This window comes from Aliikangiella coralliicola, from assembly GCF_007004725.1.
Lineage (GTDB): Bacteria > Pseudomonadota > Gammaproteobacteria > Enterobacterales > Kangiellaceae > Aliikangiella > Aliikangiella coralliicola.
The window spans coordinates 157876-182709 of the sequence record NZ_ML660171.1 but is presented as its reverse complement, the minus strand read 5'-3'; the positions used below and the strand labels follow the sequence as shown (position 1 = coordinate 182709).

Here is a 24834-nt window from a genome sequence, read left to right as displayed (position 1 = left end):
TTCTTTTTTAAATGTGCTTATCTGTTAAGGTATCTTTTGCTGAGCACTCAGTTTATAAATAGCGCGATGGCAGACGGAACTACTATACTCGAATTTTACACTTTTTGCTTAAATCATCCTATTTCTTAGAGAAAAAGGTTTTTCTGCAAAAATGGCAAAAAAAAGCCGTAAAAAAAGCCACTGAAAAGTGGCTTTTTCTCAAAGCAGTTGATTATCCCTGGGCTTCAATTGCTCTTAATCGAATTTCAACACGTCGGTTCTGTGCACGTCCTGCCGCATCGCTATTTGACGCGATAGGATTAGATGGGCCTTTTCCTGAAGTCACCAGTCGCTGGTAAATGATACCGCCACTTTCAAGATAACCAGCAACCGCGCGAGCGCGAGACTCTGACAGTTTCATATTATGTTCCCAAGAACCGGTAGAATCGGTAAATCCTTGAACTTCAACAATAGTCTCGTCAAACTCTTTTAATACCGTAACAACTGAATCAAGTACTGGGTAAAAATCAGATTGGACGTGAGATTTATTTGTCGCGAATGTGATATTGCCCGGCATAATCAAGCGAATTTGATCGCCTTCACGTTGCACGCTAACACCCGTATTTTGTAATGATTCGCGCAACTTTGATTCTTGCGAATCCATATAAGCACCGATAGAAGCGCCAATGACCCCACATCCAACAGCCGCGTTCCGTGCGTGTTTCCCCGAATCTCTTGATCCGATGATTCCGCAGATAGCTGCACCGATAGCGCCATATTTAACCGCGGAACTGGTTTTCTTTTCGCCAGTGTATGGGTCAAGGGTTTGACACCCGGTGACAAAAGCTAAAGAACTGGCAAGCGCGATTGAAATAAATTGAAGTTTTTTTGCAGACATATCGAAAAACCTTTTCTTTGTTAAAATTTGAGTCCTGAATTACTGCAATCATTCACAGCTTAAATAAGCCACGTTTTAATCTACAGTAAACACAGTTGATATTTGGATTTTAGCGTTGTTAGCTTAATCCAGGCTGAACTGATGGGGCAATAATAGCACCGTCAAACTCAAGAAAAAACGAGTTTGTTGTGAATTTATGTACCAGGTCAAAAAAGCCACTCATGTTGAGTGGCTTTTAAGTCTTTGTGATGGTTATATAGTTATTGTCAGTCAAAAACCGAAGCCAGTTATCAGGCAGCTCTTTCCGGCGCTGATTTAAGCCCTTCTTCAAATTGACCAGCAATATATTCTTTAGAATATTCATCAACTTGAATAGCATCCAGACGAAGTGCTTCAGACTCTAGATAATCATCTGCTTCTTGCTGGCTCAAAATACCGGCGGCAAGTGCAGTAGCAACTGTTTCTTCAAGCTCTCTCGCTGGAGCCAGCTTGCCCTCTTTCACCGCTTTCTTGATTTTCTGCGCTACACTTTTTGTTGCCAATACTTTGTTAAACGCATTTTCAATTCTACCCACCGGATCATTCTCGTCACCAACAAAGATGTTGCAAGTTAATCGATCACGCAATTCATTGTGGTTAAACATCGACTTAACAATTGTATGGTCTAAGTAATCGCTCGGTTTTTTGTACCAGATTCCATATGGGAATACGACTCTTCTCAACACTTTACCCAACCAGGCTGGTCTGAGATTTTCGAAAAACTCAAGAAATGCTTTTTGCATCAGGTGAAGATTATTTTTCAGGTTCCACTCCACATAAGGCAAATCAGATTCCTGACGGCCGCTATCTTCGTAATATTTCAACACTGCGGAACTTAAATAGAGATAACTTAAAACATCACCTAAACGGGCAGACAGTCGCTCTTTGCGCTTTAATTCACCACCGAGTACAGCCATTGACAGGTCAGATACCAAGGCTAGCGCCGAACTCATTCGCGTGAGTTGCTGATAATACCTGCCAGTTGGTCCTGGTACCGGTTTTTTAACTATCCGGCCTGAAGTTAGTCCCATGCTGATACTACGGATAAAGTTGCTCAGGCCATAGCCGATATGGCGGAAAAACAACGAATCAAAATCTTCTACACCTTGCTGTTCATTGGGGTTGGCAGCTGCTTGCATCTCACGGAAGACAAACGGATGACATCGCACAGCACCCTGACCAAAAATCATCAGGTTACGAGTGAGGATATTAGCACCTTCTACAGTAATGCTGATAGGCATCGACATATAGCCACTGGAGAGGTAATTTCGTTCTCCCATAATGACTCCACGACCACCGTGAACGTCCATAGAATCCTTGAGAATATCTCTTGCGGCTTCAGTCATATGGTACTTGGCAATTGCAGTGACCACTGAAGGTTTAACCCCAGCATCTACCGCACCGGCAGTCATTAGTCGAGTTGCCTCTAATTGATAGGTTGAGCCGGCAATTCTCGCCAAAGCTTCTTCCACCCCTTCAAACTTACCAATTTCCGTCTTGAATTGCTCTCGCAGTACAGAATAAGCACCGGTAGCTCGGTAAGCCAGCTTTCCAGTCGCAGTTGAAGACGAAGGTAATGAAATACCACGGCCCGCAGACAGACACTCAACCAACATACGCCAGCCCTTCCCGGCATAGTCTTGACCACCGACAATCCAGGATAAGGGTATAAATACATCTTTACCCCGGGTTGGACCATTCATAAATGCCTGTCCCATCGGATAATGACGTTCACCGATTTCAACGCCTGGGTGGCTAGTTGGAATCAAAGCAACGGTGATGCCGATATCTTCTTTATCGCCTATCAAACCGTCTGGGTCATACATCTTGAATGCAAGTCCAAGTACAGTCGCAACCGGCGCCAGCGTAATATAGCGTTTGTTCCAATTTAAGCGAATGCCGAGAACCTCTTCGCCTTCGTGTTCACCTTTACAGATAATGCCAGTGTCAGGAATAGCGCCCGCATCAGAGCCAGCCTTAGGTGCTGTTAACGCGAAACAAGGAATCTCGTCGCCTTTGGCCAGTCGTGGCAGATAAAAGTTCTTTTGCTCTTCAGTGCCGTAATGAAGTAAAAGTTCAGCTGGTCCCAGAGAGTTTGGAACCATTGTCGTCACACCCAATACGCCGCTTCGGGTGGATAACTTACTTACGATGGTAGAGTGAGCTAGTGCTGAAAACCCTTTACCACCGTACTCTTTTGGAATAATCAGTCCCCAGAAGCCCTCTTTTTTCAGATAGTCCCAAGCTTCTTGCGGTAAATCTTTGTCTTTAAAGTTGATATCCCAATCAGAAACCATATTGCAAACAGTCTCAACCTGATTATCAACGAAGCTCTGTTCTTCTTCAGTTAACTCAGGTTTTTCGTATGCCAGCATTTCTTTCCAGTTTGGGTTACCTTTAAATAGCTCCCCGTCCCACCATACGTCACCGGCCTCCAAAGCTTCGCGCTCTGTCTGGTTCATCGGCGGAAGAACGGATCGGAACATTTTAAAAATTGGGCGAGTAATTTTGTCCTTACGAAGATCGTCGGCAAAATATAGCAAGGCAACAGCGCCGAATAACAACCAGGGAATGACTTTAAACTCCCCAAACATTGTTAGTAGTACGAGCGCTGCACCAGCAACGGTCAATGCCGTCCCCATGCGTGCGCGCATGTAGGCCGACGCCCAGATAACACCAATTAAAACAAGTATTTGGGTTAAAATAACCATTATTATGCTTCTCCTGCAGACAAATAGTTAGCTGGTATATCAGTATTAGAAAAACCAGCAGATAAAAACGGAATAAGGCGAGCGATAATTTCCTTAACATCAACCACTTCACCAAAATCACTCTCAGAAATTTCTTGTAGCGCTTCGTGCCCCGCCAGGGTAAAAATAAATGCCCCTAACATAAAATGCAGTCGCCAGAACATTTCCGAGGGCTTTAATTCAGGACTGGCTTTGTGCAGTAAACGGGTGAAACGGGCTAAAACATGGGAATATCGTTCCATGGCAAAACGTCGAATATGGCCTTGAGTTTCTGCGTATGCTCTACCGAGTAGTTTCATAAAAACCGATGAGCCATTGGGTCTGACGTTATCAATTTCTAGTAAAGGTCTCACCAAAGTGTTGAGCACTTTAGAGACAGTAATTTTCTGATCTTGTCGATCAACCTTAACCATCTCACTCATCAACTCATTGGTAAAGCATTCCATATATCGATCGAAAACGGCTTCAATTAGCGATTTTTTTGAGCCAAAATGGTAGTTGACTGACGCGAGATTCACCTCCGCATTCGCAGTTATCACGCGCAAACTGGTTTCGGAGAAACCATGCTCGGCAAAGAGTTCTTCAGCTGCGTCGAGGATTCTATTTTTAGTAGATACCTGATTAGACATTAATCGTTTCGCGAATTTATTAAACACTTGTTTGAAACATACGTTCAAATTAAACTTATGTCAAGGATAATTATCCCTCCAAACGCCCGCCATTCAGCCAATCTTTCTAAAAATCAGCCTATTCTTTTAAACAACCACGGCGACATTTTCCATTTCAAATGTTGTTACTTCATTTCAGCTCAGCGTATCTCTGATAGAAACAACCTCCGCCAGACTTCAATATTGCCGATTAACCTTGCACCTTCACGCTTATATAGTGGGGCCGCCTGCAGCTGACAGTGAGCGAAGATTAAGAAAGAATCGATGGACATAAAAAATCACTATCTTAGATTTAGTTGTCTATACTCAAAGAAGTTTTAATGAACGATTTGCCATTTCAGAAAAAAACCAATAAACCGGGGTAGTCATGGATCCATCTTGCAATCAAGTAATGCTTCTACAGTTGGCTGCCGCCCAACTCGCATTATCACTTCAAGAAACAGAGAAACCATTTAACGATTTGACCAAACTTTTCCTGGAAATTGTTCAACATCACCGACAAATTGACGATTTACTACAGCAAACTCCAGCTCCCGACATCCAGCTTTTGCATGAGCTACACAAGCAAACCGAAGCTAAAGTTAAAACATCAGTGATGGATTTTCAGTTTTATGATCGTATGAGCCAGCGGTTGCATCACATCCTAAGCAACCTTCAGCAAGCAATCCTGGTACTTAATGACAATGAGAGTTTTCAGGATGAAAATGAGTGGGAAAAAATATTCAATAAAATTGAAGAAAGTTACACGATGCAAGAGGAAAAAGAGCTTTACCTGGCAATTAAGCGTGGCGAAGGTTTTGAAACTGCGGTGAAGAACTTAATTTCTAAAACTCAGCAAAAAGACGCCATCGAGTCTGATATTGAATTGTTTTGACTTATAGTCAATGACCATTCCCAATTAATATTGATAACCTACTTAAACGCCAACAATTTTCGTTGGCTTCCGATCTCGCTTACCGGCTTGATAGCCTTTAGCCAAAAAGACCAAGATTTAGCATTTATTACTACTCATATTGCGATATCCACCGACCCCCTCTCCCACAATCAATAGAAGATTACGCTGGAATTACTCGCCTTAATAGTGAGTGTAATATTGCTTCAAAGCCAGAATCTTCCCATTACCAAATAACATTTTTGCTATAATTTGTAGGTTCTGGGCTGTGCTCTATAGAGAGCGTAACAGATTATCGAGCAATAGCACCATCTTAGTTCGAAACGCATAAAAACACGGCTCAGCATGCGCAAAATCAGAATTTTGACAAGTTTTCCCAGACCAGAAAAAACTTAAGACAGAAGAATTGGACCACAGAACACATCTTTTGTTACAAATAGCACACAGTTTGAAAGGTGTTATAGTCATATAATACAGCATACAGCAGCAGACTAGCTGATGTTAATGAGCAAAAAGGGAAAAATATCTCACTTGGCACAATTTCTGCTTTTCATCTCGAATAGCGAGTTTTGAAAAATAAGTTAAGAAACAAACTAAAGTGGGAATATGACATACAGCTATCAGACGTGTAATTAACGTAAAAATAATAACGGTTTGTAATGCTGATAATAAAAAAATCCCTGCAAATTAATGACGATTTTATTTTGCCATAGGAAACACAATGAAAACTTCTACCTCTACTTTTAAAAAGACAACCAGTTTATTTAAGTTGGCACTTATATCGAGCATTCTAAGCACGTCAATGTTAATAACAGCGTGTTCCGATGATAGTGCAAAAGATGATAAGCAAGCCAGTTCAGAACAATCCAAAAAAGATGATAAGAAAAACAAAAATGATAAAAAAGACGATAAAAAGCAAACCGATAAAACCGCAGAGGCAGAAGATAAAAAAGACGGCAAAGGAAAAGACAAAAAGAAAGAAAAACCACCAATTCCAGTAGAAGTCGTTACTGTTAGCAGGGGAAATATTCAACAAACCTATCGAACAATTACCACGTTGGAAGCAGAACAAGACGCCCAAGTTGTCGCTCGCTCAACCGGGCTTCTACAAAACATTTTGGTTGAAGAAGGCGATGAAGTCACTAAAGGACAGCTTCTTGCCCAGCTAGACGTCGAGCAATTAGCACTTGAAGTTGCACAACTTGAAGCAACAACCAAAAAGCTGAAAAAAGAGTTAGAACGTCAACAGACATTATTCAACAGAAAACTGGGAAGTTCTGACGCATTAGATAGAGCCAGATTTGAATATCAAGCTCAACAAGCGCAATTCAAATTATCAAAATTAAAACTGAATTACGCGAGCATTAAAGCGCCAATCGATGGTGTCATTACTGAAAGAATGGTCAAGCCAGGAAACTTAATTCGTGACAACGATATTTTGTTTAAAATAGTCAATCCATCATCATTAAAAGCGGTACTTCATCTGCCAGAAAAAGAGCTGAGTAATGTTAAAAAAGAGCAGAGAATTTTACTAAGCGTTGACGCATTCGAAAACAAAATCATTACTGGACTGGTTGAACGTATCAGACCTTCAATCGATACAGACACAGGTACTTTTAAAGTTGTCGCTAATCTGAATAACGAAGAAAACTTACTGAAGTCAGGAATGTTTGGAAAGGTCGAAGTAGTGTTCGATGTTCACGAGAATACACTGCTACTCGAACAACAAACCATTGTGACCCAGGATAACCGTTCGCATGTATTTGTTGTTAAAGATAATAAAGCTATCCAAACGCCAATTGTGGTTGGTTTCCGACACGATGGTATGGTAGAGGTTCTAGACGGCCTCGCTGAATCAGACCAGGTAATTAGCACAGGTCAGCAAATTCTAAAACATGAAACTCTGGTTGAAATTGTTGGTCAAGAAGAACAGGTCGCAGAAAAACAAGAAGCAAAGTCACCGGGCAGCGTCGCTGTTAACCCATAAAGCTGTTAATCCATAAGATAATCTACTCCTGTCGTCTAATAATAAAGCTTTGTAGCAAAAACACCGCTACAAAGCTTAATAAAAAGGAAACTCTATGAACATCATTGCTACTGCGATCCGACGTCCTGTAACTGTTGCTATGTTCACTTTAGCAGCATTAGTTTTTGGGCTCGTACTAGTGAATCGACTTGGGTTCAACTTACTACCAGAACTCACCTACCCGACCCTGACCGTGCGAACAGACTTCGAAGGCGCTGCACCAGCCGAAGTTGAAAATTTAATTACGCGTCCACTTGAAGGCGTTTTAGGCACAATAAAAGGACTTCGCCAACTACGTTCAGTCTCTAAAGCCGGTCGTTCCGATATCTATCTGGAATTTTACTGGGGCACGAATATTGACGTTGCCAGCTTAGATGTCCGTGAAAAAATGGAACAGGTACAATTACCAGTCGAAGTAGCGGCCCCTTCACTACTCCGCTTTAATCCTAATAATGATCCGATCATTCGCATGAGTTTAAGTAAAAAGTTAAACGAAGACGAAGATCCAATTGCCTCATTAGCTCAACTAAGACGTTATGCCGATTTACAACTTTCTCGCCGAATGGAAACTGTTGAAGGCGTGGCGGCATCAAAAGCCAGCGGTGGATTAGAAGACGAAATACAAATACTTTTAGATCAATCTCAACTCGCCCAGCTCAATGTTTCTGTAGCTGATATTGCCAATCGGTTGAAAACGCAAAATATTAATATGAGCGGCGGCCAGATTCGCAATGGCCAACAACAGTTATTGGTAAGAACCTTTAATGAATACCGTTCAATTGAAGATTTTGCCAATACGATAATTCTGTCAAAAAGCCAACGAGTTGTGCGGCTAAAAGATGTCGCTCATGTCAGTTTTACTCATAAAGATCCCACCGCAATTATCCGACATAACGGAGAACAAGCGGTCGAACTTGCCATTTACAAGGAAGGAGACGCCAATACTGTCAAGGTAGCAGAAGCAGTTAAGATTCAACTAAAACGATTAGAAAAATCACTGCCCGAAGGCATGCAATTAGTGATGTTGACCGATGCATCTAAATTTATTGAACAAGCGATTTCCGAGCTCATTTCATCCGCCATAATTGGTGGCTTGTTGGCGATGATCATTATCTATTTATTCCTTGGCGAATTTATGCCGACTTTGATCATCTCTGCGACAATTCCATTGTCAATCATCATTACCTTTAACCTGATGTTTGGCGCGAAGATTGACATGAATATAATGTCACTGGGTGGGCTCGCTTTAGCTGTCGGTATGCTGGTGGACAACGCCATAGTCGTGCTCGAAAACATCGCCAGAAAAAAAGAACAAGGAGCCTCTCTCGCCCAGGCAGCCCTCGAAGGTGCTACTGAAGTATCAGGTGCTATAACCGCTTCAACATTGACCACAATCGCCGTATTTTTACCATTAGTTTTTGTCGAAGGAATTGCTGGGCAACTCTTCCGTGATCAAGCTTTAACCATCACATTTTCTCTGATTGTTTCGTTAGCTGTTGCTTTGACATTAATACCAACAATGGCAGCCTATGGCTTAAAAAAGTCAAAAGAAATTCCCGTTTTAGAAAGAACAACAAAACCAATCTGGCTGAGAATTTTGATCTTTCCATTCGAGTTATTAATTCTCATTTTTACGACTATTTTTTTCCTTATAAAAATGACGGTCTTTGGTATCAGCAAAGTTCTAGGGTTCGTTTTTGTTCCTGCTCGAAAAGTGTTTGAAGCTTTCTTCAACACCATTGCTTCATTCTACAAGGGGCTATTACGAGCGTCTCTCAACGCTAAGTCGATTACCTTAATTTTAGCTTTCGGTATTCTGGCGCTGAGTTTGTTTTTTGTGAAACAAATTCCCCAGGTTGTACTCCCGGAAATGGCGCAAGGAGAGTTCGTTGTTAAAGTACAATATTCACCGGGAACCGCAATCGAGTTAACTGATAGAAAGGTAGTCGCATTATCTGAAAGTCTGGTTGCCGTTGATGGCGTTAAAGAAGTTTTCGCCACTGCCGGCGTCGGTAACAAACTGACTGCAAATCCAGAACAAGAAGGTGAAAACCAAGCAGAGTTTACCTTACTACTTGAGTCTGGAATTTCCCGAGAACAGGAAAACCAGTTACTCGGAAAACTGAGGGAGCTATTGGCCGAAGAAAGTGGCGGGCTTACTGCAGATGCAGAGAGACCACAATTATTTAGTTTCTCAACCCCGTTAAGTATTCAAATTTACGGTTACGATATCGATACGCTTAAACGCGCCGCTGAAATGACCGTTGCAGCGCTTTCTAAATCTGATCGATTTATTGATTTACACAGCAACATGAAAAAAGGATATCCAGAAGCCCAAATTACTTTCGATCAAGAAAAAATGGCTCAGCTTGGTCTGTCAATTGAGCAGGCAAATCGCGCCGTGGTTAACGCCATTCGAGGTAACAAAGCAACTCGCTATCGATTACGTGAGCAACAAATTGAAGTTTTAGTCAGGCTGGAAGACTCGGCACGCGACGAATTGGACGATGTTAGAAATTTGATTATTAATCCTGCATCACCCAGACCAATCCCACTACATGCTGTCGCCGAAATAAAAGAAACTCAGGGGCCCAGCGAAATCATGCGAATTGATCAACAACGCGTCATCCTGGTTGAAGGTCAATTGCGAACAGGTGGAATCGGTGAAGCCGTTGCAGAAGCAAAAGAAATACTCGATAGCGTACGTCTCCCCTTTGGCACCAACTTCCAGTTTGGTGGTCAAGGCGAAGAAATGGAAAATAGCTACAACTCTTTGATGATGGCGTTGGCTTTGGCTATCTTTATGGTTTACCTGGTAATGGCCTCACAATTTGAATCTTTACTGCACCCTTTTATCATTCTGTTGAGTATTCCATTAGCTGTAATTGGCGCTATTTTTGCGCTGATTATTACGCAGACAGAAATAAGCGTAGTGGTATTTCTTGGGCTTATTATGCTGGCAGGAATCGTGGTTAATAATGCGATTGTCTTGATTGATCGAATCAATCAATTACGAGTCGCCGGTGTCGAAAAAATAAAAGCGATAACGGAAGCTGCAGAATCTCGATTAAGACCAATTTTGATGACGACGCTAACCACAACACTCGGCATGATTCCGTTAGCAATTGGAATCGGCGAAGGAACTGAAATTCGTGCGCCCATGGCAATCACCGTAATCGGTGGACTATTGGCTTCTACCCTTTTAACCTTGATAGTTATTCCGGTGATGTACCAGATACTGGATCGAAAAGATTATTCTAAAATAGTAGAAGTAAACTCAATTCAAATAGACGCGGAGGCATAATAATGTGGTTCACTAAACTCGCATTAAAACGCCCGGTTACAATCTCCATGATTTTTGTCTGTGCAGTAGTCATGGGGTTGGCCAGCAGTCGTTTACTACCGCTGGAGTTTTTTCCGACAGTACAGTTTCCAGGGATATTTGTTCAGGCAAATTACCCTGGATCGACTCCCGAAGAAATTGAAAAAAACATTACGAAACCGCTTGAGGAAGCTTTATCGACCATCGGCTCAATTGAGCAAATGCAGTCGTTTAGTAATCAAAATCAGGCTTCGGTTTTTATGCTTTTCGACTGGGGGATTAACGCGAAATTGAAAGGTGTCGAAGCACGAGAGAAAGTGGACGGCATCAAAGCCGAACTACCTTCTGATTTGCGCCGAGTTTTTATCTTTACCGGTAGTACTAACGATCAACCCATCGTAGAAGCCAGACTATCGGCAGAGACCGACCTTAGTGATTCTTTTCAGGTGCTCAACCGTCAGCTAAAACAGCGGCTGGAACGAATTCCTGGCGTCTCCAGGGTTAATATTCATGGCGTTGCACCGAAAACTTACCAAATTGAACTGCTACCCGAAAAAATTGCCGCTTACCATATTAATACCAACCAGCTTTTAGCCAAGCTTCAAAATTCAAACAGCCTGGTTTCTGCCGGCGAGGTAAAGAGCGACAAAGAAAGTATTCGCATCACCATCGATCAACAATTTGCTAACCGAGATGATATTGCCAATTTTGTCGTCAATGAACGCGGGCTCAAACTGTCTGATATTGCTAAAGTCTCTTTTGCAAAGGAAGAAATTGAAGTTGGTCGACACCTTGACCGCAAATACGCCGTGGGCATTCAAATCACGCGTGAAGCCGATGCTAACCTGGTGAACACTGCGAACGCCATTGTCGAAGAGATGAAAAAAATCGAAGATCTGCCCGACTTTGAGGGGATAAAACTTTTTGTCATGGAAAACCAGGCCGATGGTGTCGTCAGTTCACTACAAGATATCGCCCAGTCAGGGCTTATCGGTTTCGTTTTATCCTCAATCGTTCTGTTCGCATTTTTAAGGGATATCCGCCTGACCTTGATCGTTTCTTTAGCAGTGCCTTTTTCACTACTGATTACATTTGCGGCAATGTTCTTTTTAAATGTCAGCATTAATCTGTTAACTATGATGGGACTGATGTTGGCAATCGGTATGTTAGTCGACAATGCCGTCGTGGTGAGTGAGAGTATTTTTGGGTATCGTCAACAAATGCCCGATAAACCGTTAGAAGCAACTTTAAAAGGCGTTAAAGATGTAGGCATACCAGTGGTAGCGGGCACCATCACAACCGGTATTGTATTTCTGCCTAACATCATTGGAGAAAAAGTCGATATCACAGTATTTCTCAGTCACGTGGCAATAACCATTGTCATTTCTCTGGTCGCTTCGCTGTTTATTGCAACAACGATCATTCCGCTTTGCCTGAGCAAAATGAAGTCGCGCACCATGGAAATCAGCCATACTGATACGGTTAAAGAGCACGGCCGATATTCAGCCTTTCTTTCGTGGTTGATGGTTCATCCATTCTGGTCAGGAATCATTGTTCTGGTACTTTTGCTTTCGGTTATCTTTCCCGCAATGTTTGTGAAGCAAGATATGTTTCCCGATGAAGAAGATTCCAGGTTATTTATCACTTATAACATTCGTGGTACTTATGAACTGGAAAAAGTGGAAAGCGCGGTTACAACCATCGAAAACTTCTTGTACGCCAATCAAAAAGAACTCGATATTCAGAATGTTTATTCTTTCTATGTCAACAATCAGGCAGGCTCAACTCTGTTATTAATCGATGATGACCAAAGAACCAAAACCAATAAACAAATTCGAGAGTTTATCGAGAAAAACATGCCCAAGATTGCCATTGGAAGTCCCGGATTTGAACGACGCCGATCCGGTGGGCAAGATGCGCTAACCGTCGGACTCAATGGAGAAGACACAGAAACATTGCTCGAAATCGCGCAACAGGTATCACCATTACTGGGGAATATCAAAGGAGTCACCAAGGTGACGCCGGCATCACAAAATGGCACCCAGGAAGTTCGCGTAGTACTGAATTCTCAAAAACTTAATCAGATAGGATTGACGCCACAAGACGTCGCCACCACAATCTCGATCGCTTTACGCAAACAGCAACTTCGAACTTTCCGTTCGGAGCTGGGCGAGACCGATATAACATTAACCTTTGCTGGCCAGAAGAAAGCTTCTATCCAGGACCTCGCCGGACTACCGGTTGAACTACCAAATCCAAAACCAGGTGGTAGTAAAAATGTCAGACTTGATACTGTCGCCAAGTTAGAAGTAAAACGCTCACTACCGCGCATTACGCGATATGATCGCCGCACTTCTGTCAGGTTAAAAATCGACTATTCTGACACCACCGCCCAAGAAATCCGTAAGGCAGCAGACGAACTAATGGAAAGCGTTCCGCTACCGAATGGCTATAGCTGGGGGTTTGGTCGAAGTACGGATAGAGAAAAGAAAATCGGAAGAATTATGATGACCAACATGTTGCTCGCTGTGTTGATGATATTTATCGTCATGGCCGCCCTGTTCGAATCATTAATATTTCCGCTAGCGGTTATCACGTCAATTGCCTACGCGATTGTCGGTGTATTCTGGTACTTCTTTTTAACCGGAACGACATTATCGATGATGGCCTGGATTGGTATCCTGGTACTGATGGGCGTCGTCGTCAATAATGGTATTGTGTTAGTTGATCGAATTAATCATTACCGTAAAGAAGGCTACCATAAGCGTGACGCCATTTTACATGCCGCGAATGATCGTTTCAGACCGATCATGATGACGGTGTTAACGACCATTCTAGGCTTGTTACCACTTAGTCTGGGAGAAACACAATTAGGCGGCGGTGGTCCACCCTACTTTCCAATGGCTCGAGCAGTAATTGGCGGCCTGGCTTACTCGACTATCGCAACTTTAATCTGTCTGCCGGTCATCTATTTGTTTTTAGATTATACACGTGTCTTTTTCGCCAGTTTGTGGCATGCGACCGGCCGCTCAGGAACTCGCTGGAGCTTTCGCAACTTTCGTATCTCTTCAGAGTTAAAACGTTAATTATTCGATGAAAGGATTGATTGGTTCAGGAAAAAGAAAGTTACTATTGAGCCATTAAGACGCCAATTGATTACGCTGGGTTAGTCACAAGAAAATGTAACTAACCTAGCGGAGCGAGTACAAAAAACAGCATACATTTTCTCTACTTTAAATCACTTCTTGTGTTTTCCTTACTTCCCAGCTTTTTTATCCTGATCCTTTTCACTATCCCGATTCTTGTCATTATCCGGGTGCCGGGTTTTATTTTTGATTTTGAGCGACGTTTCAATTGCTGATTTAGCTTTGGCTGAAATATCCCCATTTTTATACTCTTTAACCAGAACATCTTCAACCTGTGCCAGAACGCTATCTACTGTTCGCCCTTCTCCATCATATTGATCAAACAGATTAATTCTTTTCTCACTCATTCTTCCAAATTTTAGCAATGTTTCAAAATAGCTTTTTTTGCCGCTCCGACCTTCGATTAGATCCAGCACAGTGGCAATAATAGATACAGGACTTAATAGGATATCCCGAAGCGCATCAATTGCCAGCTTTAGTTGAAACACCAAGAGTCTACGCACCGGGTGATGTTTGTCACTCGCAGCACTTTTCCTGTTTTCTAATTTTTTCTTCAATACCACTGAGTTTTCTCCAATCATCTGGTTATTGATATCTTTTCGCGGTCGCTAGACAACCAATCATATTGACAATTTAAATCGATATTTCTTTGTTAATCAACTACTACCAAGCTAACAATGCTAACTTTACTGGACTTGCTCTGCACTTGCTTAATTGGTATTTGGGTATATGCTTATTACAGAGCAAAGTACGCGGGTGAAACCATTGCAAGTTAACAATCATGCTGAATTAGTTGACAGTTTAATCTCATTGATTAAGCGCAATATAGATCATACCGGAAATATCGATTTAGATGAAAAGTTTCGTCGCCAACTTGCTGATGTTGTTGAACAAAGCCGACAGCAAGAAAAACTCGCAGAAACCAAAAATATCAGTATTTTGCTGTCAGACTTGAGAGGTTTTACCAGTATTGCAGAAAAGTATTCACCACTGACAGTTATCGAACTACTCAATCGATACTTCCAGAAAATGAGTCAGGTCATTGATAGTCACCAGGGGGTTATTGATAAATTCATGGGCGACTCGATCATGGTTTTGTTTGGCGCAAATGATAATAAAAGTTCTGATATCGGATCTGATATTAAGTCAGATATCAAAAAACCGCTGGCCTGCGCCATCGAAATGCAAATCGCGATGAATGAAATAAATGAGATCAGCGATGCACTAGGGATGGCTAACCTCTACATGGGAATTGGCATTAACACAGGCGAGGTTGTCGCAGGCACTCTGGGGTCAGATATTTATCGTGAATATACGGTTATCGGCGATCAGGTGAATCTGGTTTCCCGTGTTGAGGCCCATAGCCTTAGAGGCCAGATTCTTTTGAGTGAAAATACTTATCGTCTGGCAAAGGATATTGTCGAAATAGGCGAAGTCAATGAAGTGCAAGTTAAGGGTAAATCTCACCCTGTAAAAATGTATGAACTGTTAGCCATCACTCAACCAAGCCACCTCAAAGTCCCCCGAAGAGAGATACGTAGAAGCCCTCGGGTTGAAGTTAATATTCCGCTGAGCTATCAAAAAATTGATGGCAAACAAGTGTTATCAACGCAGTTTACCGGCCGAATTATCGATATGAGCTATGGCGGACTTTTTACTCAAACAACCGAGCCACTTGCACCCTTTTCCGAAATAAAAGTAATAGTCTCGTTATCTTTGATGGGTGGTGGAAACAGCGAAATTTACGCACGAGTACTAACCTGCAAAAAAACTCCTGACTGTTTTGAAAGCCACCTGGAATTTACCGCAATTGAAGACCCTGCGAGAAAGGCTATCAAGTCTTACGTTGATCAGCTCATACCTGGACAAAATGGCTAACAAATTCAGGCAGGGATAGATCAATAAGATAAACTTTATTTAGTGTAAGCCAGCTCTCTGAGTTTGTATTTTTACAATACGGGGATTGAATCAATGTCGACCATTTTGGCAATTTTATTTGCAGATTTAGTTTGTTGTGCCTGAAGAATTAGCTCCTTAGAAAGCTGTGGCGCCAATGCTTCCATAAAGGCAAAAATATATTCTCTGAAATAGAAGTTACGGTCAAATACGATATTAACTAAGGAAGGGCTAATCAAGTGCTCAATTGGGATTTTAACTAAGTCTGAATCAAGATGTTCCTCATAGGCCATATTCGCAATAATCCCCACGCCAAGACCCATACGAACATAAGATTTGATCACTTCGCAGTCTGTGGCGCTAAACACGATTTCGGGAGAAAATCCGTGTTCTTTAAACTTTAATAAAATCGGGTTTCTATCTCCCCCCATGCTGGTATGGGTTAACAACGGATATTGCGCCAGGATATCAAAATTAATCGACTCTTTTTTTGCCAGGGGATGGCTTGAAGGAACAACAATGCAGCGTTTCCAATAAAAACAGGGTAAGTGAATTTTCTCGACAAAACCATTTTCACTTTCGTGAACCAACGCAAAATCCAGTTTTCCTTCGTCTAAATCGGCATTGGTTCTCTGTCCGCTACTTTGAAAAATATGCATCGCCACCTTGGCATATTTTTTCCGATAACTTTCTACCACATCTGGCAAAAAGTAACGAGAAAAAGTGTGGGTTGTTGATAAGTTTAAGCGACCCTCTTTGTGATTAACATGGCTTGCAGCGATATCCTGAATTTTTCTAACCTGTTTCAGAATGTGCTCGGCTACCGGTAGAATTTCTCTACCAGCAGGCGTGATGTTGGTTAAGTGTTTTCCACTCCTCACGAAAATCTCAACCCCTAACTCGTCTTCCAACAAGCGAACCTGCTTACTGATTCCCGGTTGAGAAGTAAACAGGCTTTCGGCTGTTGCAGACACGTTCAGCTGATTTCGCGCAACTTCATAAATATACTTGATTTGTTGAAGCTTCATGTGGTTACCAAAATCAAATAACTATACACAACTATTAACCACTCCTTTATAGTAAGTTGCAACTAGAAGTTGAAGGCGCTGAACACCAGTAAACCTTGACGCAGCTCAACCCCCTTAGTGTCCCTTATAGTTAAAACTTTTAAGACCTCGATTTCCTATAAGCATAGTCACAATTTCCTATTTCACAAGAAAATCAGGCTAAATCCTGTAAAATCTGATGAATTATTTGAAACTGATTATGTGCAACTAATCTATGAGCAGTGCAATCTCATGAGTTAATTATTGGCGACACCGTGGGGTACATGGCCAGTTGCAACATGTTCTGCCGCATCGTCACAATGGGTGGTTTGATCATCGAAAAAAACGTCTGCTTCAAAAGACCGCAAAAATTGCCCTTTTGGCATGCCTCCTAAAAATAATGCCTCATCAATTCGTATTTGCCAGTCTCTTAAGGTTCGAATAACCCGTTCATGTGCAGGAGCCGATCTCGCGGTAACTAGCGCAGTTCTAATCGGGCATTTTTCGACGCTATATTCCTTTTGTAATCGATGTAGCGCCGCCAGAAAACTTTTGAAGGGGCCGCCCATTAGGGGCTGGTTTGCCGAAGTAGTTTCATTTTCAGTGAATGCTTTGAGACCACGTTTTTTATATATCTGCTCTGCTTCATCGGAAAAAATGACCGCATCTCCATCAAATGCGAATCGCAACTCAGTATTTGACTCATTATGTTGATTATTTCTGGGCAAAATGGTTGCCGCTGCATGCCCATTATCCAGTGCGGTTCTGACATCATTAGGATTGGTTGATAGAAATAAATGACTAGCGAATGCTGAAACATAGCCGTACGGATTTCTACCACTGGTAAAAGCAGCCCTGGTAATATCTAACTGGTAATGCTGAATTGAATTAAATATTCTCAGGCCGGTGTCAGCACTATTACGTGACAACAACACCACTTCAACCACTGGGTTATCAGATTTATCGTTATTTAATGCAAGTAGTTTTTTCACCAGCTGATAGGCTGCGCCGGGTGGCAAAGGTTTATCTTCATTTTCTATCTGATAGCGTGAATAAGCCTCTACCCCCTGCTTTTCGTAGATTGCGTGACTTTCATCCAGATCAAATAATGCTCGGGAAGAGATTGCAACGACTAATTTATCACCAAGTTTTGAAGACATGTTCTTTCCATAATTCAATGTTTGATTGGTTTTGTTTAACTGAATCAAATTTCCTGGTACCGTTAATTACGCTATTATTTCTATTTTATCCCAGAATCTAACTATAATTCTTTAATAATGTCTTTTTTTAAACCCCCTTTTATTAAATCCAAGTAGAGGTACCCTAAAGAACATGGTAAAAGTACGCAGGCAGACACCCTTCAATTAACTATGACAAGTATCTACTATCGCTAATAAAATGCAAGAACCAACACTGTTAATGAAAAAACCGCTAGTTCGCTACTCGCAAAAATCAGTTCTGGTCATCGAAGATTTTGCCGAGTTTGCCCGCTCGCTGCGCGGCATGATGATAACCATGGGTAGCAAGAAAATTGATCTTGTCTATAACGGTGAAGATGCTGTTCAAGCTTGCAAAGAAAAGAAATATGACATCATTCTATCTGATTATAATTTAGGCGATGGAAAAGATGGGCAGCAAATTCTGGAAGAACTCATCAGCTTTAAAGTCCTCAAAACTAACTCAGTTTTCATTATGGTCACCGCGGAAAATACAACTGCGATGGTTATGGGAGCGCTAGAATATCAGCCCGATAGTTACCTGACAAAACCCTTTAACGGACATATTCTCAAATCAAGACTGGATAAAGCCATATACAAAAAAGATTTGCTGGCACCTATAGCCCGACTCGAACGTAAAAAGTCCTGGAACGAAGCACTAGAGCAGTGTGATCTAATTATTGCGGAAAATCCCAAGTTTAAAATGGCTTGTCTGAGACATAAGTATGTCTGTTACAAAGCCCTTAAACGGTATGATAAAGCCTTGGAGTTAACCACTAAAATTGTTAACGAAAGACCTATTCCCTGGGCAATGTTAGGAGTCGGCGAGATATTCTTTGCCAAAAAAGAATACGAGCGGGCCATTGAGATTTTCAACGATATGATACTTGAGTTTCCTATGGTTCTCGAAGGGTATGACTGGCTGGCAAAAGTTCAATACTTACTAGGTCGCCCGGTCGAAGCTCAACAAACGCTTGCGAAGGCAGTCGAACGCTCACCCAAAGCTTTAAAACGACAAAAGTTACTGGGAGAAATTGCCGAAGAAAATGAAGATATCGAAACCATGACTTCTGCATTCAGGCAAGCGGTCAAATTCGGCGCTAACTCAGCCTTTGCCAGCCCAGACGAATTTATCAAGCTCACTAAATCGATTGGCCGCCAATTAAAAGGTAACTCTGATGTTGATCGACAAAAATTAATGGATGAGGCTGAATCTGTTTTTAGCAAACTCGACAACCGATTCAAAAATAATCCAAGCGTTCAATTTCGAAGCGCGGTGGCACATGCCGACTTTAGTTCAATTAGTAATGATGAGAAAAAAGTCGATAAATACCTGTCCACTGCAAATCGCCTCTACGATCGAATAGAAGAACATATGGGCTCTAGTGAAAGTATCGAAATATCAGAATCGCTTAAGCAGTTAGGTCAGCAGGAACTTGCTGAATGTATTTTAGAAGAAGCTGTCGAACAATACTTTGACGACCCTGAGTTTATCAAAAAAGCAGCCAAACTAACGACCAATAAAAATCTTATTGAGAATAGTAAAAAAGCTAATCAGATGAATAATAAGGCGATCAAGTTTTTTTCCGCAAAAGACTACACACAAGCCGCCGATTATTTTGGCAAAGCGACTCAGATTGCACCCAATAATGTTAATATCAACCTTAATCATGTGCAAACTTTACTCAAAAACTACCAGTCTGGGGAAAAAAATAAAGCGTTACTCGAAAAAGCCGAATCCATCTTAAGTGGAATAACTCGCCTTCCGTTTGACGACCCAAGGTATGAAAGATATTCAGAACTTTCCCGCCTCACTCAACTAATATTACAAAGTTTATGAGGCCCAATTAACATGAAAAATAGCAGTAAAAGATAACAATGAATAAAGACAATAACAATTTGTTTAGCATCATTCTTGCGTCAACCGTTCACGATATGAAAAATTCTTTAGGAATGATGCTCGATGCACTCAATTCTATTTTAGCGGAGTTGCCGGTTTCACAGCAAGGTCCAGGTAATACTCAGTATGGTATCGTTCAATACGAATCATCAAGGGTAAATAACTCTCTGATGCAGCTATTAGCCTTGTACAAAATTGAAAACAATCAATTACCTTTTAACCCTAGTTATCATCACTTGTATGATTTTATCGAGGAACAAATTCTTGAACATTCTCCTTTGTTAGATGCCAAGGGTTTTAGTTATAAAATTGACATAGACGAAAGTTTGGAAGTCGTATTTGATGAAGCTTTACTCGCAATGGTGATATCTAATATTATCGGTAACGCTATTCGCTACGCTCATTCCGAGATCTTGCTAACAGCAGAAATTGATGACGGTGTTACCATTAATATTTGCGATGACGGCCCCGGTTACCCAGCCCAGATGATAGAGCTCAGCGGCAACTACATTCAGGGCATCAATCAAAGTACTGGTTCAACTGGGCTTGGATTATTTTTCGCTCAAAAAATTGCGATTATGCATCGTCATGGAAATAAAACAGGCCACGTTGAACTTGCCAATGGCGGCCCATTAGGTGGTGGTGTATTTAAAATAACCCTACCATAAAATTTGAACTAGACTTAAAATAGCTATCCATTAGCAAAATTTATGTAATCGACCTGCACGTACCTGGAGCTTTCTTTCCACCAGACACTATGCTAGGTCGTTTCAATATTGACTAACTGTTTGGGAAACTAAGTATAATTTAATGAGTTCTTTTGTCATCTTCGCAGTGATACTGGCTATATTGGTGGTTTGCGTCGCCGCAATTTCGATTATTCAGAAACGAGAACATGAAAAAGCCGCACTCCGCCAAAAAATAGCGCAACACCGGTATAGGGCTAACCAGGCATCCAATATCTTAAGTAATTTTAGCCAACAACCGATTGGACCTGAGGCCCGTCAGATATTGCTACAGTATTGCCTTGCTAATATGAAGGCAATAGAAAAACTAGCGCCGGGCGATCTCAATGCGAAAAAAAGTATTGAGGCGCTCAAACAAAATATTAATAACCCCAAAGCAGCTGCCGATAACCAAAAGCTCTCGATTCCGAGCGATCTCAACTTGCTCACCCAGCAAGTCAATCAACTGTCAACACTAGCAAAGTTTATCTTAAAGCTCAGTAAAACCAATATGGTAACGCCTAGCCTTTCGGCGGTAGCCGTAAATAAAATAATGGCACTCATTTCAGAGTCAAAGATTTGTGCTTACATTCAACAGGGAAAGGAGTCTCTCAGTAAACACGAGTATGTGCCTGCTCAGCGCAATTTTATTATGGCACAACAAATGCTCGTGAAAGTACAAAATAAAAATGAACGATTGAAGACACTTGAAGTAGAACTACACGAACTAATCAAAAGCTCTCCTACCGAAGCGATGAATACTGAACTTTCGTTTGGGCAACCAGGGGATCAACAGCAGCAACCACAACATGAAACGGAAGAAAATGGGTCTCACGATGATTTGTTTGGGCCACGAAAAAAATGGTAAAACATTAACTAATCAACTCTGCGCTAAAAGTAACCTATTTTAGTGCGCTGGTGATATCCTTATAAAACTTTTCATTTTGATCATCAATTGATGCCAGGCTACGATGAGCCTCAATCACTCGTTTTAAAATCTGTTGTTCATTTTGAGGCGTGTTTTCCAGCTCTCTATACTCCCCTTTCAACGGCGAAAAGTCATCGACAAAAATGTTGAACACCTGATCAAAACATACCCTTTTTAATATATTAAACAGCTCTCCCTTTTTGACAAAGATCACGGGCAAACGCTCACTGTACTTTCTGAGTTCTATGGCTATTCTTGCCAACAAGCCGAGAGCGGTACTGTCAAGAATATCAGCATTTTCGAGGTCAATGACAACCTCAGAAAAATCCTTCACATCAAACAAACTATCTATATGAGCCTCTAAACCGGCGCAATGAGAATATCTAACAGTACCTCGAAATTTGATGTACTCAATATCGTCAACCCTTGCCGCCAAAATTGCCCCGTCCATTATCATTCCTTAGTCACAATAAAAACTGTTATATCATCTGGCATATTATCACTTGGATATTGCTTAACCGGACGCATAAAAGAAGGGATACTTATCTGATTATCTTTGACATAATCTAATAAAAAAGATTCCCCGGTGGGTCCGCTTTGCCCCGAAATCAATTCTAACCAACCATCTGAAACCATCAGCAGCTGAAAGTCTGAGGAGATTTCAATTTCATAGTTTTGAAAATTAGCCCAATCAAACAGACCGATTGGAAACCCACCTTCTTTGAGCAATCTGACCTCTCCGCCATTGACCAGCGCAGGCGCAGGATATTGACCGGCCACTGAATAGGTTAATGTCATCAAAGAGCAATCGATTACACCATAAAAGATGGTGATATGTTTGCCGAGGTTGGCGCTGATTAATTCGCGGTTAAGATAGCCCATAAAATCGGCGGGATTAATGATAGAGTCACTATTTCCCGTCCGATAATGGCGTAACGGCTGATTAATCAAACTTTTCAATGTCATGGTAACGAAAGCCGCCGCCGCACCATGACCTGAAACATCAGCAATATAAAAGCCCAGGTATCGCTCCGAAATTTGAAAGTAATCGATGAAGTCGCCACTCAAATTAAGCGATGGGATTATGATATGCTGGAACTTAAAGCCGCCCAAATTTGCATCTGGCTCGGGCAAGAGTTGTAGCTGCGCTCTGCGCCCCGCTTCCTGATCTTGCTGTAATAATTCGAGGTTTCGCTCAAGCTCCAGATTGGCAAGCTCTAGTTCTTTTCGGTAGGTTTTATTCTGTTCTTCTAATTGGTGGCGACGTAACGCATTGATGACTGCATTTTCGAGCACAGCCATATCAGTAACCGGTTTCACCAGGTAATCAAGCGCTCCGAGTCTTAAGGCCTCAACGACATCATGAATTTGTCCTGCACCGGATACGATAATAATAGGTGTTTCAGGAGACATTTCACTGATGACCTTAAGCACCTCAAGGCCATCCATTTTTGGCATGCGCAAATCACAAAGTACAAGATCTGGATAGTACTCACAAAAAAGCTCAACTCCCTGTGCTCCATCCATTGCTTGAAATACCCTGTAACCACTGTCTTCAAGGTAAATTGCAATACTTTCCCGAACAAGGTCTTCATCGTCAATCACTAAAATCTTGCTTTGGTCCAGCGCTGCATATCGCCCTTGCAAGCTAAAATCCATGGTTATAATAAACCCTATTATTAATAATTGTGCGGGAAATACCGTTTTATAGCATAACCATAAATAATCACAAGTGAATTGTTGTGTCTTTTTGATTGACGCGAAGAGCTTATTTTTCTAGTATGAACTGCAAGCCAATAATAATCGATAACCTGCTGGAGGACCTTCATGTCTTCAGTCAACCTAGACTATGAAGAAAAACGAAACTTTATTCGCATGTTTGTAGATGCGACGGTTAGTATCACCGATCCTGAAACAGGTCAAACTTTTGAGGGTGATAGCAAAAATCTGAGCGGTGATGGTGTGATGTTTACAACAAACCAAGATTTCAAAGAAAATCAAAAACTTAATGTGGACATTCGCTCTGAACAAAGCAAGCTATCTCCACTCAGCGCTGAGTTTGAGGTGGTTAGAACGAAAAGTATTGGAAATGGTCGATACGAAGTAGCCGGCAGGATTAGCCGCGTTCGCTAGTAGCGATGTATTTCTAAACAACGAATATAGCAGTTCCTGGACTGCTATATGATTTAACTTCTTTACCGATTTAAACGCACTCTCCCCCGCCGAATTTATCCTACTGAAATAACCCTATCTAATGAAGCTAAATACGATCTGCTTCCATCCTGGAGCCTGTGTCTGAATGTCAAAATTTCAAAACAGAAGCACTCTTAAATTAATCTCGGGGACCTGGTTTCTTGCTCGTGGAGTTTAACAGCAAAATTTCATGATTATTTTTCACAGATGAGTGCATAAATATAAGGAGGCCCGGGATAAATTACAGATTAAATTCCGTACCGGACCGATACTGGATTACATCAAGACGGATATACCATCAACAAAGACATATCAAGAAAAACGCATACAATCAGGAAAAACGCGAAATTTAAAATTCGCAATCTTCCTCATCTTCCTCTTCGCACTCTTCTTCGAATGGTATGTCTCCATCCAACACTTTGTAGCGTCGATTTTGTAAATAGACATCCCGAATGAACGCGTACTCATCGGTTGCATCTTCCAATTGATCTTCTAACGCCATTAACCTGGCGCGACCATCAATCATCTGCAGTACTTTAACCTCATAGCGAGTCCGCTTGTGATCAATCTCGTTGATTAAGTCCATTTGAGCGTCGACAATCAATGCGGCAGTATCTCTTAATGTTGAAGGCCCGACTAAAGGTAACATTACATAAGGCCCGCTGCCCACTCCCCATGCGCCAAGGGTCTGCCCGAAATCTTCATCATGTTTTTCCAACCCTAATTTTGACGCCGGATCCCATATGCCAGCGAGCCCAACCGTCGTATTTAAGACGAAGCGACCCAGGTCAGAAGCAGAGTCTGTAACCTTACCCTGAAGCAAATTATTAATCATTGTTGGCACGTCAGCCAGGTTTGAGAAAATATTTGAAACACCTTTTTCTACAACATCGGGTGTTATCGCTTTATAACCCTTGGTAACTGGTTTTGCTATTGCAGTATCAAGTGCCTTATTAAATTTATAAACTCCTCGGTTCCATCCCTCCCAAGGGTCATCCTTATTAGGTTCTGTGGTAGTGGCGCATCCGCCTAACGCAGCAAAAGTAACTAGTACTGCTATTCGTCCAATCGTAGTAATTCTTTTGTTCATTGTGTTTGTAGTCCTGAGATTTTTAGCAACTGCATTAATTTTCATATTCGACACAAAAACGCCCCGACAGTTTCATCGAACACGAAACTTTGCATTGTATTTGAAAATTGACACTTCAA

18 protein-coding genes are annotated in these 24834 nt (G+C 41.6%); 9 read left to right on the top strand and 9 right to left on the bottom strand.

The window, feature by feature from the left end:
• Positions 1 to 211 precede the first annotated feature (211 nt).
• The 3 genes from FLL46_RS24395 to FLL46_RS24385 form a co-directional block, all read right to left on the bottom strand.
• Complete coding sequence (locus FLL46_RS24395; RefSeq protein WP_142934647.1) at positions 212 to 877, bottom strand: YiaD family glycine zipper/OmpA-like lipoprotein; 666 nt, start codon at positions 875 to 877, stop codon at positions 212 to 214.
• A gap of 290 nt (positions 878 to 1167) precedes the next feature.
• Positions 1168 to 3627, bottom strand: a complete 2460-nt coding sequence (locus tag FLL46_RS24390; RefSeq protein WP_142934645.1) for an acyl-CoA dehydrogenase — start codon at positions 3625 to 3627, stop codon at positions 1168 to 1170.
• Positions 3628 to 3629: 2 nt separating this feature from the next.
• The gene (locus FLL46_RS24385; protein WP_142934644.1) at positions 3630 to 4295 is read right to left on the bottom strand and encodes a TetR/AcrR family transcriptional regulator; all 666 of its coding nucleotides are present in this window, start codon (positions 4293 to 4295) and stop codon (positions 3630 to 3632) included.
• A 406-nt stretch (positions 4296 to 4701) separates the two neighbouring features.
• On the opposite strand from FLL46_RS24385, the gene FLL46_RS24380 reads away from it, so the two are divergent.
• The 4 genes from FLL46_RS24380 to FLL46_RS24365 all read left to right on the top strand — a co-directional run bounded on the left by FLL46_RS24380 (position 4702) and on the right by FLL46_RS24365 (position 13660).
• The gene (locus tag FLL46_RS24380) at positions 4702 to 5208 is read left to right on the top strand and encodes a hypothetical protein (RefSeq protein ID WP_142934642.1); all 507 of its coding nucleotides are present in this window, start codon (positions 4702 to 4704) and stop codon (positions 5206 to 5208) included.
• 739 nt (positions 5209 to 5947) lie between these two features.
• Positions 5948 to 7213 (top strand): efflux RND transporter periplasmic adaptor subunit, encoded by a 1266-nt coding sequence (locus FLL46_RS24375; RefSeq protein ID WP_142934640.1) that lies wholly within the window; start codon positions 5948 to 5950, stop codon positions 7211 to 7213.
• Between the two features lie 94 nt (positions 7214 to 7307).
• Positions 7308 to 10556 carry an efflux RND transporter permease subunit gene (locus FLL46_RS24370; RefSeq protein ID WP_142934638.1) on the top strand — a complete coding sequence of 1083 codons (3249 nt, stop codon included), beginning with the start codon at positions 7308 to 7310 and terminating at the stop codon, positions 10554 to 10556.
• A gap of 2 nt (positions 10557 to 10558) precedes the next feature.
• Entirely contained in the window at positions 10559 to 13660 is a 3102-nt protein-coding gene (locus tag FLL46_RS24365) for an efflux RND transporter permease subunit (RefSeq protein WP_142934636.1), read from the top strand.
• Between the two features lie 170 nt (positions 13661 to 13830).
• On the opposite strand, the gene FLL46_RS24360 is transcribed toward FLL46_RS24365, so the two are convergent.
• A complete protein-coding gene (locus tag FLL46_RS24360) occupies positions 13831 to 14301 on the bottom strand; it encodes a hypothetical protein (RefSeq protein ID WP_142934634.1) in 471 nt (156 codons plus the stop codon).
• Positions 14302 to 14449: 148 nt separating this feature from the next.
• Here FLL46_RS24360 and FLL46_RS24355 point away from each other — a divergent pair, with 148 nt between their 5' ends.
• The gene (locus tag FLL46_RS24355; RefSeq protein WP_142934633.1) at positions 14450 to 15598 is read left to right on the top strand and encodes an adenylate/guanylate cyclase domain-containing protein; all 1149 of its coding nucleotides are present in this window, start codon (positions 14450 to 14452) and stop codon (positions 15596 to 15598) included.
• 71 nt (positions 15599 to 15669) lie between these two features.
• Here FLL46_RS24355 and FLL46_RS24350 read toward each other — a convergent pair whose 3' ends face one another.
• Positions 15670 to 16644, bottom strand: coding sequence for a LysR substrate-binding domain-containing protein (locus FLL46_RS24350; protein WP_142934631.1), 975 nt, complete (start codon positions 16642 to 16644; stop codon positions 15670 to 15672).
• A gap of 275 nt (positions 16645 to 16919) precedes the next feature.
• Positions 16920 to 17822, bottom strand: coding sequence for a 5'-nucleotidase (locus FLL46_RS24345; protein ID WP_142934629.1), 903 nt, complete (start codon positions 17820 to 17822; stop codon positions 16920 to 16922).
• Positions 17823 to 18081: 259 nt separating this feature from the next.
• On the opposite strand from FLL46_RS24345, the gene FLL46_RS24340 reads away from it, so the two are divergent.
• The 3 genes from FLL46_RS24340 (at position 18082) to FLL46_RS24330 (ending at position 21372) form a co-directional block, all read left to right on the top strand.
• A complete protein-coding gene (locus FLL46_RS24340) occupies positions 18082 to 19719 on the top strand; it encodes a tetratricopeptide repeat-containing response regulator (protein ID WP_168204309.1) in 1638 nt (545 codons plus the stop codon).
• A gap of 38 nt (positions 19720 to 19757) precedes the next feature.
• A complete protein-coding gene (locus tag FLL46_RS24335; RefSeq protein ID WP_142934625.1) occupies positions 19758 to 20447 on the top strand; it encodes a sensor histidine kinase in 690 nt (229 codons plus the stop codon).
• A gap of 142 nt (positions 20448 to 20589) precedes the next feature.
• A complete protein-coding gene (locus tag FLL46_RS24330; protein ID WP_142934623.1) occupies positions 20590 to 21372 on the top strand; it encodes a hypothetical protein in 783 nt (260 codons plus the stop codon).
• Positions 21373 to 21406: 34 nt separating this feature from the next.
• Here FLL46_RS24330 and FLL46_RS24325 read toward each other — a convergent pair whose 3' ends face one another.
• Positions 21407 to 21883: an STAS domain-containing protein gene (locus FLL46_RS24325; protein ID WP_142934621.1), complete on the bottom strand. Its 477-nt coding sequence runs from the start codon at positions 21881 to 21883 to the stop codon at positions 21407 to 21409.
• Between the two features lie 2 nt (positions 21884 to 21885).
• On the bottom strand, positions 21886 to 23091 hold the full coding sequence (locus FLL46_RS24320; RefSeq protein WP_142934619.1) for a response regulator: 1206 nt from the start codon (positions 23089 to 23091) through the stop codon (positions 21886 to 21888).
• A 168-nt stretch (positions 23092 to 23259) separates the two neighbouring features.
• Between FLL46_RS24320 and FLL46_RS24315 the strand changes: the two genes are divergently transcribed.
• Positions 23260 to 23565, top strand: coding sequence for a PilZ domain-containing protein (locus FLL46_RS24315; RefSeq protein ID WP_142934617.1), 306 nt, complete (start codon positions 23260 to 23262; stop codon positions 23563 to 23565).
• Between the two features lie 409 nt (positions 23566 to 23974).
• On the opposite strand, the gene FLL46_RS24310 is transcribed toward FLL46_RS24315, so the two are convergent.
• A complete protein-coding gene (locus FLL46_RS24310) occupies positions 23975 to 24715 on the bottom strand; it encodes an MlaA family lipoprotein (protein WP_142934615.1) in 741 nt (246 codons plus the stop codon).
• Positions 24716 to 24834: the final 119 nt, after the last annotated feature.